Genomic DNA, 15,042 nt, shown 5'->3' with positions numbered 1-15,042 from the left:
TGAGATGAGCCTGATCAAAAACACCGGCACGATTGCCGGTTTCACGATCATCAGCCGGATATTCGGTTTTGTCCGTGATATGCTGCTCGCCCGCGTTCTGGGCGCGGGGCTGGCAGCGGATGCCTATCAACTTGCCTTCACGCTACCCAATACGTTCCGGCGGCTTTTTGCCGAAGGCGCGTTTTCGGTCGCATTTATCCCGATGTACAGCCGCCGTCTTGAGGATGAAGACGGCGAAGCACGCGCGCAGGAATTTGCCGACGATGTGCTGTCGATCTTCATCTGGATATTGCTGGGATTTTCGGCGCTCGCCATGCTGGCAATGCCGCTTATTGTTTACGGCCTCGCCAGCGAATTTCAGAATGAACCCGGTAAATTTGAACTGGCAGTGTTCCTTAGCCGGATGACATTCCCCTATCTGTTTTTCATCAGTCTGGTGGCGATGTTATCAGGCTTGCTTAATGCGCGATCCCGCTTCGCGCCAGGAGCAATAGCGCCGGTTTTGTTCAACTTCACCCTGATCAGCGGAATTATTATCGGTTATTATGCCCGCGGAAGCAGCGATAATGACGTAATAGTCGTCCAGATTTTAAGCGCTGCTGTTGCTCTCTCGGGCCTCGTCCAGCTTATTTATCTCTGGTGGGCGGTCAAACGGGCTGGCGTGAAATTGCAGGTAAAACGCCCGCGCCTGACGCCGGAAGTCAAACGGCTCGGCATTGTCATCCTGCCCGCCACATTCGGGGCAGGCATTTACCAGATCAGCCAGTTTGTCGATACGTTCTTCGCCACGTCTCTGCCGCAGGGTTCACTGACTTTGCTGAAAATGGCCGACCGGCTGAACCAGATGCCGCTGGGTATAGTCGGTATTGCGCTGGGCACGGCGATCCTGCCGATGCTGTCCCGCCATATCCAGTCGGGCAATCAAGCGCTGGCACAGCGTCTACAGACCGACGCCTTTGAAATGGCAACATTACTGACCTTGCCCGCCGCTGCCGCGCTAGCCGTATGCGCGCCTGCTTTTACCAATGCCTTTTTTGTCGGCGGAAAATTCACACTAGCTGATGGCGCGATTATGTCGAATATTGTGGTCGCGCTGGTTGCCGGCCTGCCTGCCTATGTCATCATCAAAATTCTGGTTCCCGGTTTTTTCGCGCGCAGCGATACCCGCACGCCGGTTTATACAGCGCTTGCATCTTTGATCGTGAATATCGGGCTTAACATATATGTTGTGATGTATGCCGGTTACGGGATTGTCGGTCTGGCCGCAGCAACAGCGGCCTCTGCAACGCTCAACTGCATATTGCTTTATACTATGTTGCACCGGCGCGGATATTTCCATTTTACCGCAGCGCTGGGTTCGCGCATTTTCCGGCAAGCGATTGCCACTGCAATAATGGCGAGCGTATTATGGCTGCTCATGCAATGGCTTGGTCCGAATTTTTCCGCTGATGCATGGTCGCGCGTGTGGTCGCTTATCACGCTGGTTGTAATTGGCGGAGGCGTTTATGCGGTGGCCGGTTTCACTGTCGGCGCGGTAGACAAGGCGCGGATCACGGCGCTGATCAAGCGCAAACCGATTGCGGCGCAGGAGAATGAAGCATGAGAACAGTATCCGGCATTCAGCCCACAGGTAATCTCCATCTCGGCAATTATCTCGGCGCGATCAAAAACTGGGTGACCATGCAGGACGAGGGCGAAGCACTCTATTTCCTCGCCGATCTCCACGCGATTACCGTTCCCGGCGATGCAAAAGAACTCAGCGCGAACAGCCGCGAGATGGCAGCTGCGTTGCTGGCGTCTGGCGTTGATCCCAAGAAATCTATCCTGTTCAACCAGGCCCGAGTTCCCGGACATGCCGAACTGGCATGGATGCTATTCTGTTCGACGCCGATGGGCTGGCTCGACCGGATGACACAGTTCAAGGAAAAATCCGGCAAGCACAAACAGCGCAGCTCGCTGGGTCTTTATGGCTATCCTGTGCTTCAGGCCGCCGATGTACTGATCTATCAAGCCACCCATGTGCCGGTCGGCGAGGACCAGAAACAGCATCTGGAACTCGCCCGCGATATTGCAGCCAAGTTTAACGGTGATACGGGCAACGAGACATTCACGCTGCCAGAGCCGTTTATCGGCAAGACCGCAGCGCGGATTATGTCGCTGCGCGATGGCAATGCCAAGATGAGCAAGTCCGACCCGTCCGACCTGTCGCGCATCAACATGACCGATGATGACGAGACGATTGCGCGCAAGTTCAAGAAGGCCAAGACCGATCCCGAACCACTGCCCGACAATCTTGCTGCGCTGGAAGGCCGGGCGGAGGCTGCCAATCTGGTCGCCATATATGCCGCGCTCGCCGACATCAGCGCCGAAGACGTACTCGCCGAATATGCCGGGAAAGGCTTTGGTGATTTCAAACCGGCGCTGGCTGATCTGGCGGTGAGCAAGCTTTCCCCGATCCGCAATCGTTTCGATGAACTGCGCAAAGACGAAGCGGCGATTGATGCCGTGCTGCGGGACGGCGCAGAGCGAGCCAGCGCCTTGGCCCAGCCGACGGTTGATGCAGCCTATGCAGCGTTGGGCTTGCTCCGGGGGTAACGCTTGGCTAATCCTCTGGTTAAACAGGGGGAATGGCTGATGACCGAAAAAGATGGTGGGCAAGAGCATCGGGACCACGCTCCGGCGCCAGCTTACCCCAAACCAGCCTATTGGCTCGCCATTCTCGGCTTGCTAATCATCCTTTGTGGCGGCGCTCTGGCGCATTTCATCCGATCCGCCGACGGCGTTTCGGTCGAGGATATACGTTTCTCCGGCACGGATGGCAAAACCATGAGCGCCCTGCTCTATGTTCCGCAAGGCGCGACCAGAGAAAACCCGGCTCCCGGCATATTGGCGGTGCATGGTTATATAAATTCGCGTGAAACCCAGGATGGCTTTGCGATTGAATTTGCGCGGCGGGGCTATGTCGTGCTCTCGCTCGACCAGACCGGCCACGGCTATAGCGATGGCCCGGCCTTCTCCAATGGTTTTGGCGGCCCGGATGGTTTGCGGTATTTGCGTGCCCTGCCGATGGTCGACAAAAACAATATCGGCCTGGAAGGCCATAGCATGGGCGGCTGGACGATCCTTGCCGCCGCCGCAGAAATGCCAGATGCTTATAAATCAATGGTCTTGCAGGGCTCATCAACCGGCGCGCCGTTTGCGCAGGAAGGCAGCCCGCAATGGCCCCGCAATCTGGCATTGGTGTTCAGCCGCTATGACGAATTTTCCAAAATCATGTGGGGCATGGACCGGGCGGTGGATACGCCGCAAAGCCCCAAATTGCAGGTCGTCTTTGGCACGCAGTCTACCATCAACGAAGGCAAGCTCTACGGCTCGATTGCCGATGGCACCGCCCGCGTACTGCATCAACCCGGCACCACCCATCCCGGCAATCATTTCTCCCGCGAATCGATCGACAAGGCTAGCGACTGGTTTGCCAAAACATTGGAAGGCGGAACACCGCGCCCCGCCAGCGACCAGATCTGGTACTGGAAAGAATTCGGCACCGGCATCGGGCTGATCGGCTTTGTGATGCTGATGCTCGGCGTGTTCGATATCCTGATCCGCGCCAAGCCATTTGCCGCGATCAGAAACACGCCATCCCAAACCACCATATCGCCAACCCCCATATCCCGGGACCGCAAATGGTGGCGGATGTTCGCGCTCAGCACCGCCCTGCCCGCGCTGATTTTCTTCCCCGCCTTTATCGCTGCGGGATTGGGATTGCCGGCATCGTCCATCTTGCCACAGGCCGTCACCACGCAGGTCATGGTCTGGGCGCTGCTCTCAGCCGGATTGACCCTGCTGCTCAACCGCTTTGGCCCCGCTACGACTTCCAGCCGATCTGCCTCATGGCTCCATTCCATCGTCATCGCGGTCCTTTCCGTAGCCGCCGCCTATCTCGCGCTCCGGCTGGTCGACCGCCTGTTCCACACCGACCTGCGGCTTTGGGTCGTCGCGATTAAATGGCCCAGCCTCAGCCAATGGGGCATTGCCGCGATTTACGTCATTCCCCTGACCGCAGCCTTCCTGGTCACCCTGCGCCCGCTCACCGGCTATTTCCTTGTCGATGGCGACAGCAACCGGCGGCGGTATGCCACGGGCATCGCGCTGCTCGCATCCGGCTTTGCGATATTGCTTGGCACAATCTACGGCATATTCTTCGCCACCGGCGTCCTCATCACCAGCCTTGACCCGCTCAGCACCGTGATTGCGCTGCAATTTGTTCCGATGCTCACCGCAATGGCGATTATCACGATATTCTGCTGGCACCGCACCGGCAGCCACCGGCCCGGCGCGCTGATTGCCGGAATTTTCGTAACCCTCTATGTTGTCGCGGGCACCGCCACCCAGGTTTAGCCGCTGCGCGAAACAGTATCGCGGAAATGCAGTTTTGTGTGCGAAGGTTACAATGATGATACAGTTATAAGCGCAAAAACCTCCTCCGGCGCAAATCGCGCGTAATTTTATTACAAAGTTTAGGAAGTTTAGCCCTGTACGTGCGCGCGCCCGCGCGTGTTGCAAGAAGCGTTCCCAACATCGGGTTTGCGGCGGTCGGCCGGGTGGGATGCTTGGCTAGAGCGGGTGTCAGGAGCATTTGGTAAGCGCTGTGCATATCGGCGCAGGATTAGCAAGGCGCGGGATATGTAGGAAAGATATTTCGCGCGAAGCAGCGAAGACGAGAAGTTTTTTGTAAGTGCGTTGTGGTATCGTGCGAGCCAGAGATATGTAAGCCAAGACTTGACAAATTTTATGTCAGCCATTAGCTTACATCCATGATCCGCTCCGTTCCGAAGCAAAGCCCTGCGCCGTTATGTCGAGCGGGGTGATCCCTCGAAGCTGAGCGTGCCCAATGTTGCAAGAGTGGAACGCATATTGGCCCGTCTGGATGCAGCGCCAGCACCGGAAGACATGAACTTGCCCGGATATCGCTTTCATGGGCTGAAGGGAAAGGACAAAGGGCGCTACGCCATCGATGCGTCGGGCAACTGGCGGATCACATTTGCCTGGGACGGCAAGGATGCAATTGATGTTGATTTGAAGGATTATCACTGATGACTAACCCGCTTACAAAAGGGCTGCGACCCGTTCATCCCGGCGAATTGCTGCGCGAAGATATTCTCCCCGCCGTCGCCCGCCCGAAAACCGAAATCGCGCGCCTGCTCGGCATTTCGCGCCAGACGCTTTATGATATTTTGAACGAGAAACAGCCAGTCACCCCGGCCATGGCGCTGCGCTTCGCAAAAATGTTCGGCGGCGGGCCAGAGGTGTGGCTGAACATGCAGCATAGCTATGATTTGAAAATTGCCGAGCAGGAACTGGGCGACGTGCTGGATAAAATTCCGGAGGTGAAGGCGGCGTGAGGGTGGACTTGCTCGTCCATTATTCGCCGATTGCTAGATAACGACTATTGCGCTTTATCAGGAACTCAGAAGCTTAAACATATCCGGATCAACGTTAAAGGCCTCACTAAACCCTTTGTCCGCCCATTGTTTGAATTGCTCCTCAGTGCCGTTTGGTTGCAACCAACGGTAGTCATACTTGAAAGGGCCAGCGGTAGTAATCCACTGCCGCGTTAGATCATAGAGTGCAAAACCACCATAAAATTCCTGAAACGTGTTCATCACATCTGTTTCTTTCACACCGCCCTAATAACTGGAACGATCATTTCGTCTTCAGCGCGATCAATGAACATCGGCGACTGACGTGAAAATACGCCCATACTTGATTCGTCCCTAAACCGGCCAGCCATAGCCGCTCCGGGCCAACAAATTACATGTGGGTACTCTAACTTATCACGGGCAAACGAAGCAAATTGTCCAAAGAGGACTTGAATGGGTAAATTCAAGGGGGCAGCTTGACCTATGTCATGGAGTTTCAAACATTCTTTTGCCAGTTTGCACTCCGTAACCATTAGCTCCATTGCCCGGCAATTATTTATCGGAGAAAATAACTTAAGGGCCTCGCATAGTGAGCTACTAACTTCCTCATACTCGGTTGCGTTGTATCTGGTAATGGCGCTCGCGGTTTCCGGACAAAACATTCGAACGGCAGCCGAAAGATGCAGGAAACGCATTCCGGGATCAGCATCAGTAATAAAAGTCTTCGGACTCCAAATTGGAAAAGGAAAACCCTCTCCTGAATTGATGGTAATATCGCAAATCAGTAAAAATAGACCGACTACGGGATGGTCGATTGTCGCGGGACGCTCAAGTTTACTTTGCGCAAGAAAACCTTCGAATGCAGCCGTGTAAACAGTAGACATCATGCCCGCTTTCTCAGCCTCATCCCAATCAAACTTTCCTCCCGAAGCAAAATGAAGATACTGCAATTGGGAAAACCGTGCCTGTCCTTCAAAGATATGGAATGCACCTAGTGGCGAAAGAGTAACTGGTGAGCCGTAGTAAGAACCTTCTTCTCGCGCTTCGCGCAAATTGCGAAATTCTTGTTCCCAGTCACGTGGGTCGGGTAGGTGAGAGAGTTCACGATCAAATGTACTGGCAAGCAACCAAACTCCATTTGTAAGTGCGATATGATAAGCATGTCCGACACTCTCAAACATCTTATCATTGACCAAAGGAACTGCGCGCTCTGGATTGGTTGCGATGAAACGATACGCTTCAATATCAAATTGATTGTTTACGATAATATTGGAAAGACCACCCGGGTTTTCAGGTGATGGCTTTCCCTGCTGTGTCGCCGAGAATTCCAGTACTGATTTGACGGGGCCAACTTTTTCCAAAAATTTATTCAGGTGATTGAGATTGGCATGTGTCTGAGCAGGATAGCTTAGGCTTAACATCAAACCACATGTGCTTCCCACATGCTGCCACCAGTGGATTGTTTCGTGAAGATACGTCGAAAAAGCCTGAACATGCTCAAACGAAACATCACTCTGAAAACCTATTCCGTTCGGCAGTTCGGCGATTAGGTCGTGAACACGGGGCGACAACCGAACGACAAACCGAAGTCCATCATACATCCCATGTGCACCCAATGTCGCACGAAATTGATTGGGTGTGAACAGATCACCCCGGCTTTCTTCAAGTAGGGATGAATCTAGGTTTTGCATTTGGAGTTACTTAGCGCGCCCACCTACGCCCGCGAAATCATCCCGCCATCCAGGGCAATCGTCTGGCCGACCAGCCATGCCGATGCCGCGCCGCAGAGATAGAGCGCGGTTCCGGCGATATCTTCCGGCTTGCCCGCCCGGCCACGCGGGATTTGCGCCAGTGCCGCTTTGGTCATCGCTTCATTCTCGACAATCTGCTTGGTCATGTTGCTCGGGAAAAAGCCGGGCGCAATAGCGTTCACATTGATATTCCAGTGCGCCATATCGGTCGCGAGATGGGTGGTCAGGTGGATCACTGCGGACTTGCTGGCGGTATAGGCATAGGTCGGCATGCCGGAGTTGCGGATGCCGTTGATCGAAGCGATATTGATGACCCGCGCCGGGTCATCGGCAGTGCCCGCCGCCTTGAGCAGCGGAATGAACTTCTGGGTGGTGAAGAAGATCGATTTGATATTAATGTCCATCACCTTGTCCCAGCCGTTCTCCGGGAACTGATCGACCGGCGCAGCCCAATTGGCACCGGCATTGTTGATGAGGATGTCGACTTTCTCTTCCTGCGCGCTGACCGCCGCGACGAAAGCTTCAATGCCTTCGACTTTCGACATATCGGCGGCAATCGCGACGCACTCGCCGTAGGCAGACAGCTCTTTCTGCATGGCATGGAGCCGCTCTTCCTTGCGCGCGGTGATGTAAACCTTCGCACCGTTTTCGAGCAACCCGCGCGCCATCATCGCGCCAATCCCGCTGGAGCCGCCGGTAACCACCGCCACTTTACCGCTTACGTCGAACAGGTTTTTCATGCGCTTTTCCTTTGTATGAAATCTCACGCGCCTTGTTTCAGAGCGCGGGTTGATTGTCCATCAAAGAAGCCGCGCCCATCGATGGAGCGCCTTAGCTGGTTGGCGGCGGTGCAAAAACCGGCGCATTTGGCCCCAGCGGGATTTCAAACGCGACCCACAGCATGATCAGCGCCAACCCGGCACCCAGCAACCACAAAGCGTAAGGCAGCATCATCGCGGTCAGATTGCCGATGCCAAAATCCTTGTTCCAGCGCTGGCAGAAGATCAGGATCAGCGGGAAATAGACCATCAGCGGCGTGATAATATTGGTCGCACTATCGCCGACGCGATAGGCGGCGGTCGTGGTTTCCGCGCTCACGCCAATCAGCATCAGCATCGGCACGAGGATTGGCGCGAGCAAGGCCCATTTGGCGCTGGCGGACCCGACAAACAGGTTCATCACGGCCACAAAGATCACCACCAAAGCGAGCAGGAGCGGCGCAGGCAGGTCTAGGCTTTGCAATGTCTCTGCCCCATGCACTGCCGTGATCAGTCCGAGATTGGACCAGCTGAATAGCGCCACGAAATGCGCGACCATGAAGGCGAGGACGAGAAAATAAGCCATGTCCGCCATCGAATCACGCATCATCTTTACCAGATCGCGATGATCCTTGATCTTCCCAACGCCTTTTCCATAGGCCCAGCCAGCGAGCAGGAAGAGCAGGAAGAAACCGCCGACCAGCGACTGGTAAAATGGCGTGAGCTGTGCTTCCGCCGCTGCGGTCTCGTCGATCAAAGCTGTGCCCGGCCCGAACAGCATCAGCAGCCAAAGCGCAATGACACCGAGCAATGCGAAACCGGCATAACGCAGGCCGCGCTTTTCGCCTTCGGTCAAAGGCCGGTCCTGCGTGTCATCATCGACCGAGACAGCGGTTTCGGAGTTGTTTTCACTTGGGTTTAATGCGCCCGAATAATGACCCAGGTGGGGTTCGATAATCCGGTCGGTGACATACCAGATGACTGGCAGGAACACGAAGGTCATCACGATAATAAAATACCAGTTGCCTGCAATATTGGCCTCCCAGCCGGGGAAGACGGTTTCTGCAGCGGCTTGCGTGATGCCAAAGAGCAGCGCGTCGAGCTGGCCGGGAAACAGGTTTGCCGAAAAGCCGCCCGAAACACCCGCAAAGGCCGCTGCGATTCCGGCAATCGGATGCCGCCCGGCTGCTGCGAAAATAACGCCAGCCAGCGGGATCAGCACGACATAGGCCGCGTCCGCCGCCAGATTGCCCAGCATGGCGACCAGCGCGACTATCGGCGTCAACAGAAATACGGGAGCGTTCCGCACACCGGCGCGCATCGCGGTTCCGAACAGGCCGGAACGTTCGGCCACGCCGGCACCCAGCATCACCACCAGCACATAGCCGAGCGGATGGAAATGGGTGAAGGTCTTGGGCATCTCGACCCAGAGCCGCCGGATATTGTCCGCGCTCAGCAGGCTGGTCGCGGCAATCACGGTGTTGCTTCCGGTTTCCTCATCCACCTCGATCGGATGGACCGCTGACCAGCCAAGCACATCGGCTAAAACCGACAGGGCGACGACAAATAATATCAGGTAGAAAAACAGGAAGACCGGATCGGGCAGCTTGTTTCCGGTGCGCTCGATCCATCCGAAAAAGCCTCCATTGGGCGCCAGCGCTCCATTTTTTTCCATTGCTCAAGTGTCCCGATCCAAAACCCCTCATACTTAAACCATTGCCGGACAATATTGGTCAAGAATAATGGCTATTAATAGATAGCATCTATCGTGGGGCTGAAAAAGCTGAACTTCGCAAATTTATCGGCTATGGCAAGAGAAATCATAGTGAGACTCATGGAGGATACCCGAAAAATGGCAACCGCATTAAAAGAAGCTGATAGCGCAATTGGTATGACCGCCGGGTTTAACATTCCCGATCCTGCGACCATCGACCGCCTCGAAGGCAAAGTCTCGGATGCCGAATGGAAATTGCGCTGCGAGCTGGCAGCGACTTACCGGCTGTGCGCAATGCATGCCTGGACCGATCTGGTTTTTACCCACATCTCCGCGCGCCTGCCCGATGAAGATGGCGAGGAACGATTCCTGATCAATCCTTACGGTGTGATGTTTGACGAGATGACAGCTAGCTCGCTGGTGAAGATCGATCTTGAGGGCAATATCAAACAGGACACGCCCTATTTCATCAATCCCGCCGGTTTCACCATCCATAGCGCCGTCCACAGCGCGCGCCATGATGCAGGCTGCGTGATCCATGTGCATACACCTTATGGCATTGCGGTGTCTGTCCAGAAAGAAGGCCTGCGCCGCTACACCCAATTCTCAATGCAGGTCCATGATGATCTGGCCTATCATGATTATGAAGGTATTGCGCTTGATCTGGATGAACGGGATCGGCTGATTGCCGATGTCGGCGAGAAAAGCCTGCTGATCCTGCGCAATCATGGCACGCTGACCATCGGACAAAATTGCGCGATAGCATTTCTGCGTATGTATCTGCTCGAGAACGCCTGCAAAACCCAGATATTGGCTCAATCGGTTGGCGGCGCGGAACATCTGCACGAGGAAACCGAAGATATGTCGGCCCGGGTTTACAAGCAGGGGCTCCCCGCTTTCACCCCGGGTTTTGGCGACAATCTGGTGTGGCCGGGATTAATGCGCAAACTCAACCGCACCAATCCGGGATTTGACTATTAAAGTAAACCGGATGTCGTAGTGCCTGGACCGCCATTGCGAGCGAAGCGAAGCAATCCAGAGCGTCGCTTACCGCTCTGGATTGCCGCGTCGCCTTCGGCTCCTCGCAATGACGAGTCCGCTTGCCTCCCGCGCCATTTTCGTTAAACGCTAACGCATGGATATTATCTCAATTCGCGGCGGCAAAAAGCTCTCCGGCAACATTCCGATTTCTGGCGCAAAAAATAGCGCACTGACCCTGCTGCCTTGTGCACTGCTCACGGACGAACCGGTGACTTTGCGCAACCTTCCGCGACTGGCTGATGTCGACAGCTTTGGTCATTTGCTCAACCAGCTGGGCGTTTCGACCTCGATTGAAGGATCACGCCCGGAAGATTTTGGCCGGGTGATGACTCTCAAGGCCGGCAAGATCACATCGACCGAAGCGCCTTATGATATCGTCCGTAAAATGCGCGCGTCAATATTGGTGCTCGGACCATTATTGGCGCGAGCCGGTGAATGCCGGGTATCGCTACCCGGCGGCTGTGCAATCGGCAACCGCCCAATTGATTTGCATCTCAAGGTGATAGAAGCTCTGGGTGCGGATATCGAAACCACCAGCGGCTATGTCACGGCGCGCCAACCCAATGGAGGCCTGCCCGGCGGAGAGTTTAGCTTCCCGGTTGTATCAGTCGGCGCGACCGAAAACGCGCTCATGGCAGCGGCCACCGCCAAAGGCACCAGCGCCCTCAAAAACGCGGCACGGGAACCTGAGATTATCGACCTTTGCAATATGCTGGTTGCAATGGGCGCCGATATCGAAGGAATTGGTTCTTCCACCCTGATCATACACGGGGTCGATCGACTGCATGGCTGCACCTATCGGGTGATGGCCGACCGGATTGAAGCAGGCAGCTACGCCTGCGCCGTGGGTATCGCGGGAGGCGAGGTGGATTTAATCGGCGCGAATGCCGATGAAATGGAAGCCACGCTTGATGCTCTGCGGCATGCCGGCCTCACCATCGAACCGCACCGCAAGGGCATCAAGGTTGCGATGGACGGCAAGCTCAAACCGCTGACCTTGTCCACCGCGCCCTATCCCGGCCTCGCCACCGATATGCAAGCGCAGCTTATGGCAATGCTGTGTATGGCCGATGGCGCGAGCGTGCTGACCGAAACGATTTTCGAAAACCGCTATATGCATGTGCCCGAACTCAATCGGATGGGCGCGGATATTGAAACCAAGGGCCGCACGGCGGTGGTGCGCGGCGTGACCAAAATGACCGGTGCGCCAGTGATGGCGACGGATCTGCGCGCCTCGATGAGTCTGGTCATAGCCGCACTGGCGGCGGAAGGCGAAACGCAGTTGCAGCGCATCTATCACCTCGACCGCGGCTATGAACGGTTGGAAGAAAAACTGGCTGCGGTCGGCGCCGATATTGAACGCGTCAGCGGGGATTAGATCTCCTCTGCGCCAGCGGCTAGCACTTATGGCAGCTTGCATGTCCGCTCCTTTTGCCGTGTAATCCTCTTCACATAAGGAGAGGATGGGTTCATGTTTTCAGGACCGTTGGAAGACCGGATGGCAATCCGGGAATTGCACGACAGCTATTGTGACGCGGTGCTTCGTAAAGACCCGAATGACTGGGGTGCTCTGTGGGCCGAAGATGCTGTCTGGTCGCTCATGGGCACCGAAGTTGTGGGGCGAGAGAATATAGTGAACCTTTGGAACGGCGCGATGAGCGCGTTTGACGCGGTAAGTTTTTTGGGCATCCCTGGCAGCCTTGAAGTCACAGGCGACACAGCATCGGGCCGCTATCAGACGCATGAAATATTGGTCGAAAAGGGCGAACCGCGCATTGCCGGTGGGCGCTATGATGACGAGTTTGTCAAAATCAATGGCCAATGGCTGTACAGCAAACGGATATTCAATGTCGTCGCGCAAATGGGCGGCAACAAGCTTTAGGAGCATTTGAAAAATGGCGAAAATATTGATCGCTGCCCATATCGATGTCGATCCGGCAACGCGCGAGGAATGTTTAAAGAAGGCACAGCCTTATATTGACGGCGCGTTGAGCCAGGAAGGCTGCCTGTGTTATAGCTGGTGTGCGGACATGCATAATCCGGCACGAATTGAAGTGTTTGAGGAATGGGTCGATGAGGAAGCCCTCGCGCAGCATTTTCAGGATATACATTACGCAAGCATGCTCGCCCATATTGGTAGCTTTGGCTTGACCAATGCTGTTAGCGCCAAATATCGCGTAGACGCAGAAGGCCCCGTTTATAATGCGGAAGGCAAACCCACACCCTCTTTTGACCAATAGGAAATTCCGATGAATGAAGCGGTAGCAAAATCGTTATTCCAGCCTGACATATTAACCGACCCGTTCGATTTTTATGAGGAAAAGCGCGCCGACAGCCCGGTCTTTCTCGATGAGGCAAGCGGGGCTTATGTAGTGCTGGATTATGATCTGATATCCGAAGCAGTGGGACGGCTGGATGATTTTTCCAATAATTTCACTGCGCTTTTGTCGGGCGGTAAATCTGATGAAGAGCTGGCCAACGATACCGAAATTCAGGAAATTCAATCCAAAGGATGGCCGCAGGTCAATACGTTACTGACCGCTGACCAGCCGGTGCACACCCGCTTCCGCAAACTTGTCAATCTCGCCTTTTCCATGCCCAAGGTAAACAAGCTTGAAGACGCGATGCGCGAAATGTCTACCGAGCTGATCGACGCATTTATTGACAAAGGCCAATGCGAGTTCGTCAGCGAATATGCGGTACCCATGCCGGTCAGAACCATCGCCGGACAGCTGGGGCTCGATGTCGCTGATGCCGGTACGATCAAACGCTGGACCAACGCGTTTGTGGACCGCTTGTCCGGCATGATGACCCGCGAACGGCAATTGGAAACTGAACGCGAAGTGGTCGAGTATCAGCATGCCCTAAAGGCAAATATGGATGCCCGCCGCAAGGAAGCCAAGAATGACATCTTGTCTGATCTGGTGAATGCACAGGTGGATGGCGAGCGCCCGCTTGATGATGCAGAATCTTTGTCCATCGTCCAGCAACTCATGGTCGCCGGCAACGAAACAACGACGGCCGCCTTGGCGGAAGGCTTGCGGCTTTTTGCAAGCAATCCCGATCAATATAAAAAAATCCAGGATGATCCCTCGCTTATCCCCAATGCGGTCGAGGAAGTATTACGCATGTCTAGCGGCTCGTCGGGCATCTGGCGGGTGATGCATCGCGATGCGGAACTGGGCGGCGTGAAGCTACCCAAAGGCGCGATGGTGATGATGCGCTATCATGCCGCCAATCGCGATCCGAAACAGTTTGAGAATCCGAACCAATTTCAGGTTGATCGCAAAAACGCGCGCACCCATCTGGCGTTTGGCAAAGGCATTCATATGTGTGTTGGCAATATGCTCTCGCGCAAGGAGATGACGGTGACGTTTCAGGAATTTGCCAAACGCATCGACAATATCAAAATCGCTGATGGCGCTGAACTGAAATACCCGCCGAACATGATGCTGCGCGGCCTGTCTTCGCTGCCGCTCACTTTCGACAAACGATAAGGGTAGACCACATGGGCATGATGGACGGTAAAGTTGCGCTGATATCCGGCGGCGCAGAAGGCATTGGCGGCACCGCAGGACGACGCTTTGTAGAAGAGGGCGGTTCGGTGATGCTCGGCGATATCCAGCTTGAAAAAGCGCAGGCCCATGCGGCTTCTCTTGGCGCGCGTGCGGCTGCCATCGAACTGGACGTCCGCAACTTGGATCAATGGCATGCGGCGGTCAAAGCCACCCAAGAGAAATTCGGCAAACTCACAACCTGCTTCAATGTCGCGGGCATTTCCGAGCCGGGTTCGGTCGATGAAGTCGATCTCGATAGCTGGACCCGGACCATCGACATCAACCTCAACGGAACCTTTAACGGATGCCGCGCTGCAATGCCGGCTATGGTCGCAAGCGGCGAAGACTGCTCGATCGTCAATATCGGTTCGATGCTGGCGATGCGGCCGGGTTCGATATTCGCGGCCTATAGTGCCAGCAAGGCGGGCGTCACCGCGATGAGCAAGTCGCTTGCGCTGCATTGCGCCGCGCAAGGCTACAAGATCCGCGTCAACACCGTTCATCCCGGCGCGATTGATACGCCGATGTATCAACGCTATCTCGCCGCCTATGACGGCCCGCATGATGAAGCGGTGGAAGTATTCAACCGCAACCATCCGATCAAGCGGGTTGGTCAGGCGGAGGAAGTTGCCAATGCCATGATCTGGCTATCGAGCGAAGGCGCGAGCTTTACCACTGCCAATGACATCACCGTTGACGGCGGCGGCAGTTACCGGGAGTAGCATCCCTTCAAAAGGCGCAAAAAAGAGGCGGCCTGAGCCACCTCAATTTTACCGAAATTAGTGAAATGCGAAATCCGCT

Annotated in this window: 15 protein-coding genes; 11 read left to right on the top strand and 4 right to left on the bottom strand. The window is 55.3% G+C overall.

The genetic code is table 11. The features are described from left to right. Positions 1-4 precede the first annotated feature (4 nt). The 5 genes from murJ to HF685_RS11420 all read left to right on the top strand — a co-directional run bounded on the left by murJ (position 5) and on the right by HF685_RS11420 (position 5,402). Positions 5-1,603, top strand: a complete 1,599-nt coding sequence (murJ, locus tag HF685_RS11440) for a murein biosynthesis integral membrane protein MurJ (RefSeq protein WP_168820089.1) — start codon at positions 5-7, stop codon at positions 1,601-1,603. After that, complete coding sequence (gene trpS / locus HF685_RS11435; protein ID WP_168820088.1) at positions 1,600-2,595, top strand: tryptophan--tRNA ligase; 996 nt, start codon at positions 1,600-1,602, stop codon at positions 2,593-2,595. The genes murJ and trpS overlap by 4 nt, the downstream gene beginning before the upstream one ends. A 39-nt stretch (positions 2,596-2,634) precedes the next feature. Beyond that, positions 2,635-4,398, top strand: a complete 1,764-nt coding sequence (locus HF685_RS11430) for an alpha/beta hydrolase family protein (RefSeq protein WP_168820087.1) — start codon at positions 2,635-2,637, stop codon at positions 4,396-4,398. Between the two features lie 486 nt (positions 4,399-4,884). After that, positions 4,885-5,094 (top strand): type II toxin-antitoxin system RelE/ParE family toxin, encoded by a 210-nt coding sequence (locus HF685_RS11425; protein WP_246218592.1) that lies wholly within the window; start codon positions 4,885-4,887, stop codon positions 5,092-5,094. After that, the gene (locus HF685_RS11420; protein WP_168820086.1) at positions 5,094-5,402 is read left to right on the top strand and encodes a HigA family addiction module antitoxin; all 309 of its coding nucleotides are present in this window, start codon (positions 5,094-5,096) and stop codon (positions 5,400-5,402) included. The genes HF685_RS11425 and HF685_RS11420 overlap by 1 nt, the downstream gene beginning before the upstream one ends. Positions 5,403-5,459: 57 nt before the next feature. Here HF685_RS11420 and HF685_RS11415 read toward each other — a convergent pair whose 3' ends face one another. The 4 genes from HF685_RS11415 to HF685_RS11400 form a co-directional block, all read right to left on the bottom strand. After that, positions 5,460-5,681, bottom strand: coding sequence for a hypothetical protein (locus HF685_RS11415; RefSeq protein ID WP_168820085.1), 222 nt, complete (start codon positions 5,679-5,681; stop codon positions 5,460-5,462). Continuing rightward, positions 5,678-7,111, bottom strand: coding sequence for a hypothetical protein (locus tag HF685_RS11410; RefSeq protein WP_168820084.1), 1,434 nt, complete (start codon positions 7,109-7,111; stop codon positions 5,678-5,680). The genes HF685_RS11415 and HF685_RS11410 overlap by 4 nt, the downstream gene beginning before the upstream one ends. Before the next feature lie 23 nt (positions 7,112-7,134). Then, a complete protein-coding gene (locus tag HF685_RS11405; protein ID WP_168820083.1) occupies positions 7,135-7,911 on the bottom strand; it encodes a glucose 1-dehydrogenase in 777 nt (258 codons plus the stop codon). Between the two features lie 91 nt (positions 7,912-8,002). Further along, positions 8,003-9,604, bottom strand: coding sequence for an AbgT family transporter (locus tag HF685_RS11400; RefSeq protein ID WP_168820082.1), 1,602 nt, complete (start codon positions 9,602-9,604; stop codon positions 8,003-8,005). A 177-nt stretch (positions 9,605-9,781) separates the two neighbouring features. On the opposite strand from HF685_RS11400, the gene HF685_RS11395 reads away from it, so the two are divergent. The 6 genes from HF685_RS11395 to HF685_RS11370 all read left to right on the top strand — a co-directional run bounded on the left by HF685_RS11395 (position 9,782) and on the right by HF685_RS11370 (position 14,963). Then, positions 9,782-10,624, top strand: a complete 843-nt coding sequence (locus HF685_RS11395) for a class II aldolase/adducin family protein (protein ID WP_168820081.1) — start codon at positions 9,782-9,784, stop codon at positions 10,622-10,624. A gap of 154 nt (positions 10,625-10,778) precedes the next feature. Beyond that, the gene (gene murA / locus HF685_RS11390) at positions 10,779-12,062 is read left to right on the top strand and encodes a UDP-N-acetylglucosamine 1-carboxyvinyltransferase (RefSeq protein WP_168820080.1); all 1,284 of its coding nucleotides are present in this window, start codon (positions 10,779-10,781) and stop codon (positions 12,060-12,062) included. A gap of 93 nt (positions 12,063-12,155) precedes the next feature. Continuing rightward, the gene (locus HF685_RS11385; RefSeq protein WP_168820079.1) at positions 12,156-12,566 is read left to right on the top strand and encodes a nuclear transport factor 2 family protein; all 411 of its coding nucleotides are present in this window, start codon (positions 12,156-12,158) and stop codon (positions 12,564-12,566) included. A gap of 13 nt (positions 12,567-12,579) precedes the next feature. After that, positions 12,580-12,924: a putative quinol monooxygenase gene (locus HF685_RS11380; protein ID WP_168820078.1), complete on the top strand. Its 345-nt coding sequence runs from the start codon at positions 12,580-12,582 to the stop codon at positions 12,922-12,924. 9 nt (positions 12,925-12,933) lie between these two features. Continuing rightward, entirely contained in the window at positions 12,934-14,181 is a 1,248-nt protein-coding gene (locus tag HF685_RS11375; RefSeq protein ID WP_168820077.1) for a cytochrome P450, read from the top strand. A 17-nt stretch (positions 14,182-14,198) separates the two neighbouring features. Beyond that, entirely contained in the window at positions 14,199-14,963 is a 765-nt protein-coding gene (locus HF685_RS11370) for an SDR family NAD(P)-dependent oxidoreductase (protein WP_246218591.1), read from the top strand. Positions 14,964-15,042 lie beyond the last annotated feature (79 nt).

This window comes from Parasphingorhabdus halotolerans (assembly GCF_012516475.1).
In the GTDB taxonomy this organism is placed as follows: Bacteria; Pseudomonadota; Alphaproteobacteria; order Sphingomonadales; family Sphingomonadaceae; genus Parasphingorhabdus; species Parasphingorhabdus halotolerans.
Note: the sequence above shows the minus strand (reverse complement) of the source record. Positions and strands in the feature narration are given on the sequence as shown.

Bases quoted from the DNA above. Each gene is read 5' to 3' on its own strand.
- murJ (WP_168820089.1), top strand. From the start codon at position 5: ATGAGCCTGATCAAAAACACCGGCACGATTGCCGGTTTCACGATCATC.
- trpS (WP_168820088.1), top strand. From the start codon at position 1,600: ATGAGAACAGTATCCGGCATTCAGCCCACAGGTAATCTCCATCTCGGC.
- HF685_RS11430 (WP_168820087.1), top strand. From the start codon at position 2,635: ATGACCGAAAAAGATGGTGGGCAAGAGCATCGGGACCACGCTCCGGCG.
- HF685_RS11420 (WP_168820086.1), top strand. From the start codon at position 5,094: ATGACTAACCCGCTTACAAAAGGGCTGCGACCCGTTCATCCCGGCGAA.
- HF685_RS11410 (WP_168820084.1), bottom strand. From the start codon at position 7,111: ATGCAAAACCTAGATTCATCCCTACTTGAAGAAAGCCGGGGTGATCTG.
- HF685_RS11405 (WP_168820083.1), bottom strand. From the start codon at position 7,911: ATGAAAAACCTGTTCGACGTAAGCGGTAAAGTGGCGGTGGTTACCGGC.
- HF685_RS11400 (WP_168820082.1), bottom strand. From the start codon at position 9,604: ATGGAAAAAAATGGAGCGCTGGCGCCCAATGGAGGCTTTTTCGGATGG.
- HF685_RS11395 (WP_168820081.1), top strand. From the start codon at position 9,782: ATGGCAACCGCATTAAAAGAAGCTGATAGCGCAATTGGTATGACCGCC.
- murA (WP_168820080.1), top strand. From the start codon at position 10,779: ATGGATATTATCTCAATTCGCGGCGGCAAAAAGCTCTCCGGCAACATT.
- HF685_RS11385 (WP_168820079.1), top strand. From the start codon at position 12,156: ATGTTTTCAGGACCGTTGGAAGACCGGATGGCAATCCGGGAATTGCAC.
- HF685_RS11380 (WP_168820078.1), top strand. From the start codon at position 12,580: ATGGCGAAAATATTGATCGCTGCCCATATCGATGTCGATCCGGCAACG.
- HF685_RS11375 (WP_168820077.1), top strand. From the start codon at position 12,934: ATGAATGAAGCGGTAGCAAAATCGTTATTCCAGCCTGACATATTAACC.
- HF685_RS11370 (WP_246218591.1), top strand. From the start codon at position 14,199: ATGATGGACGGTAAAGTTGCGCTGATATCCGGCGGCGCAGAAGGCATT.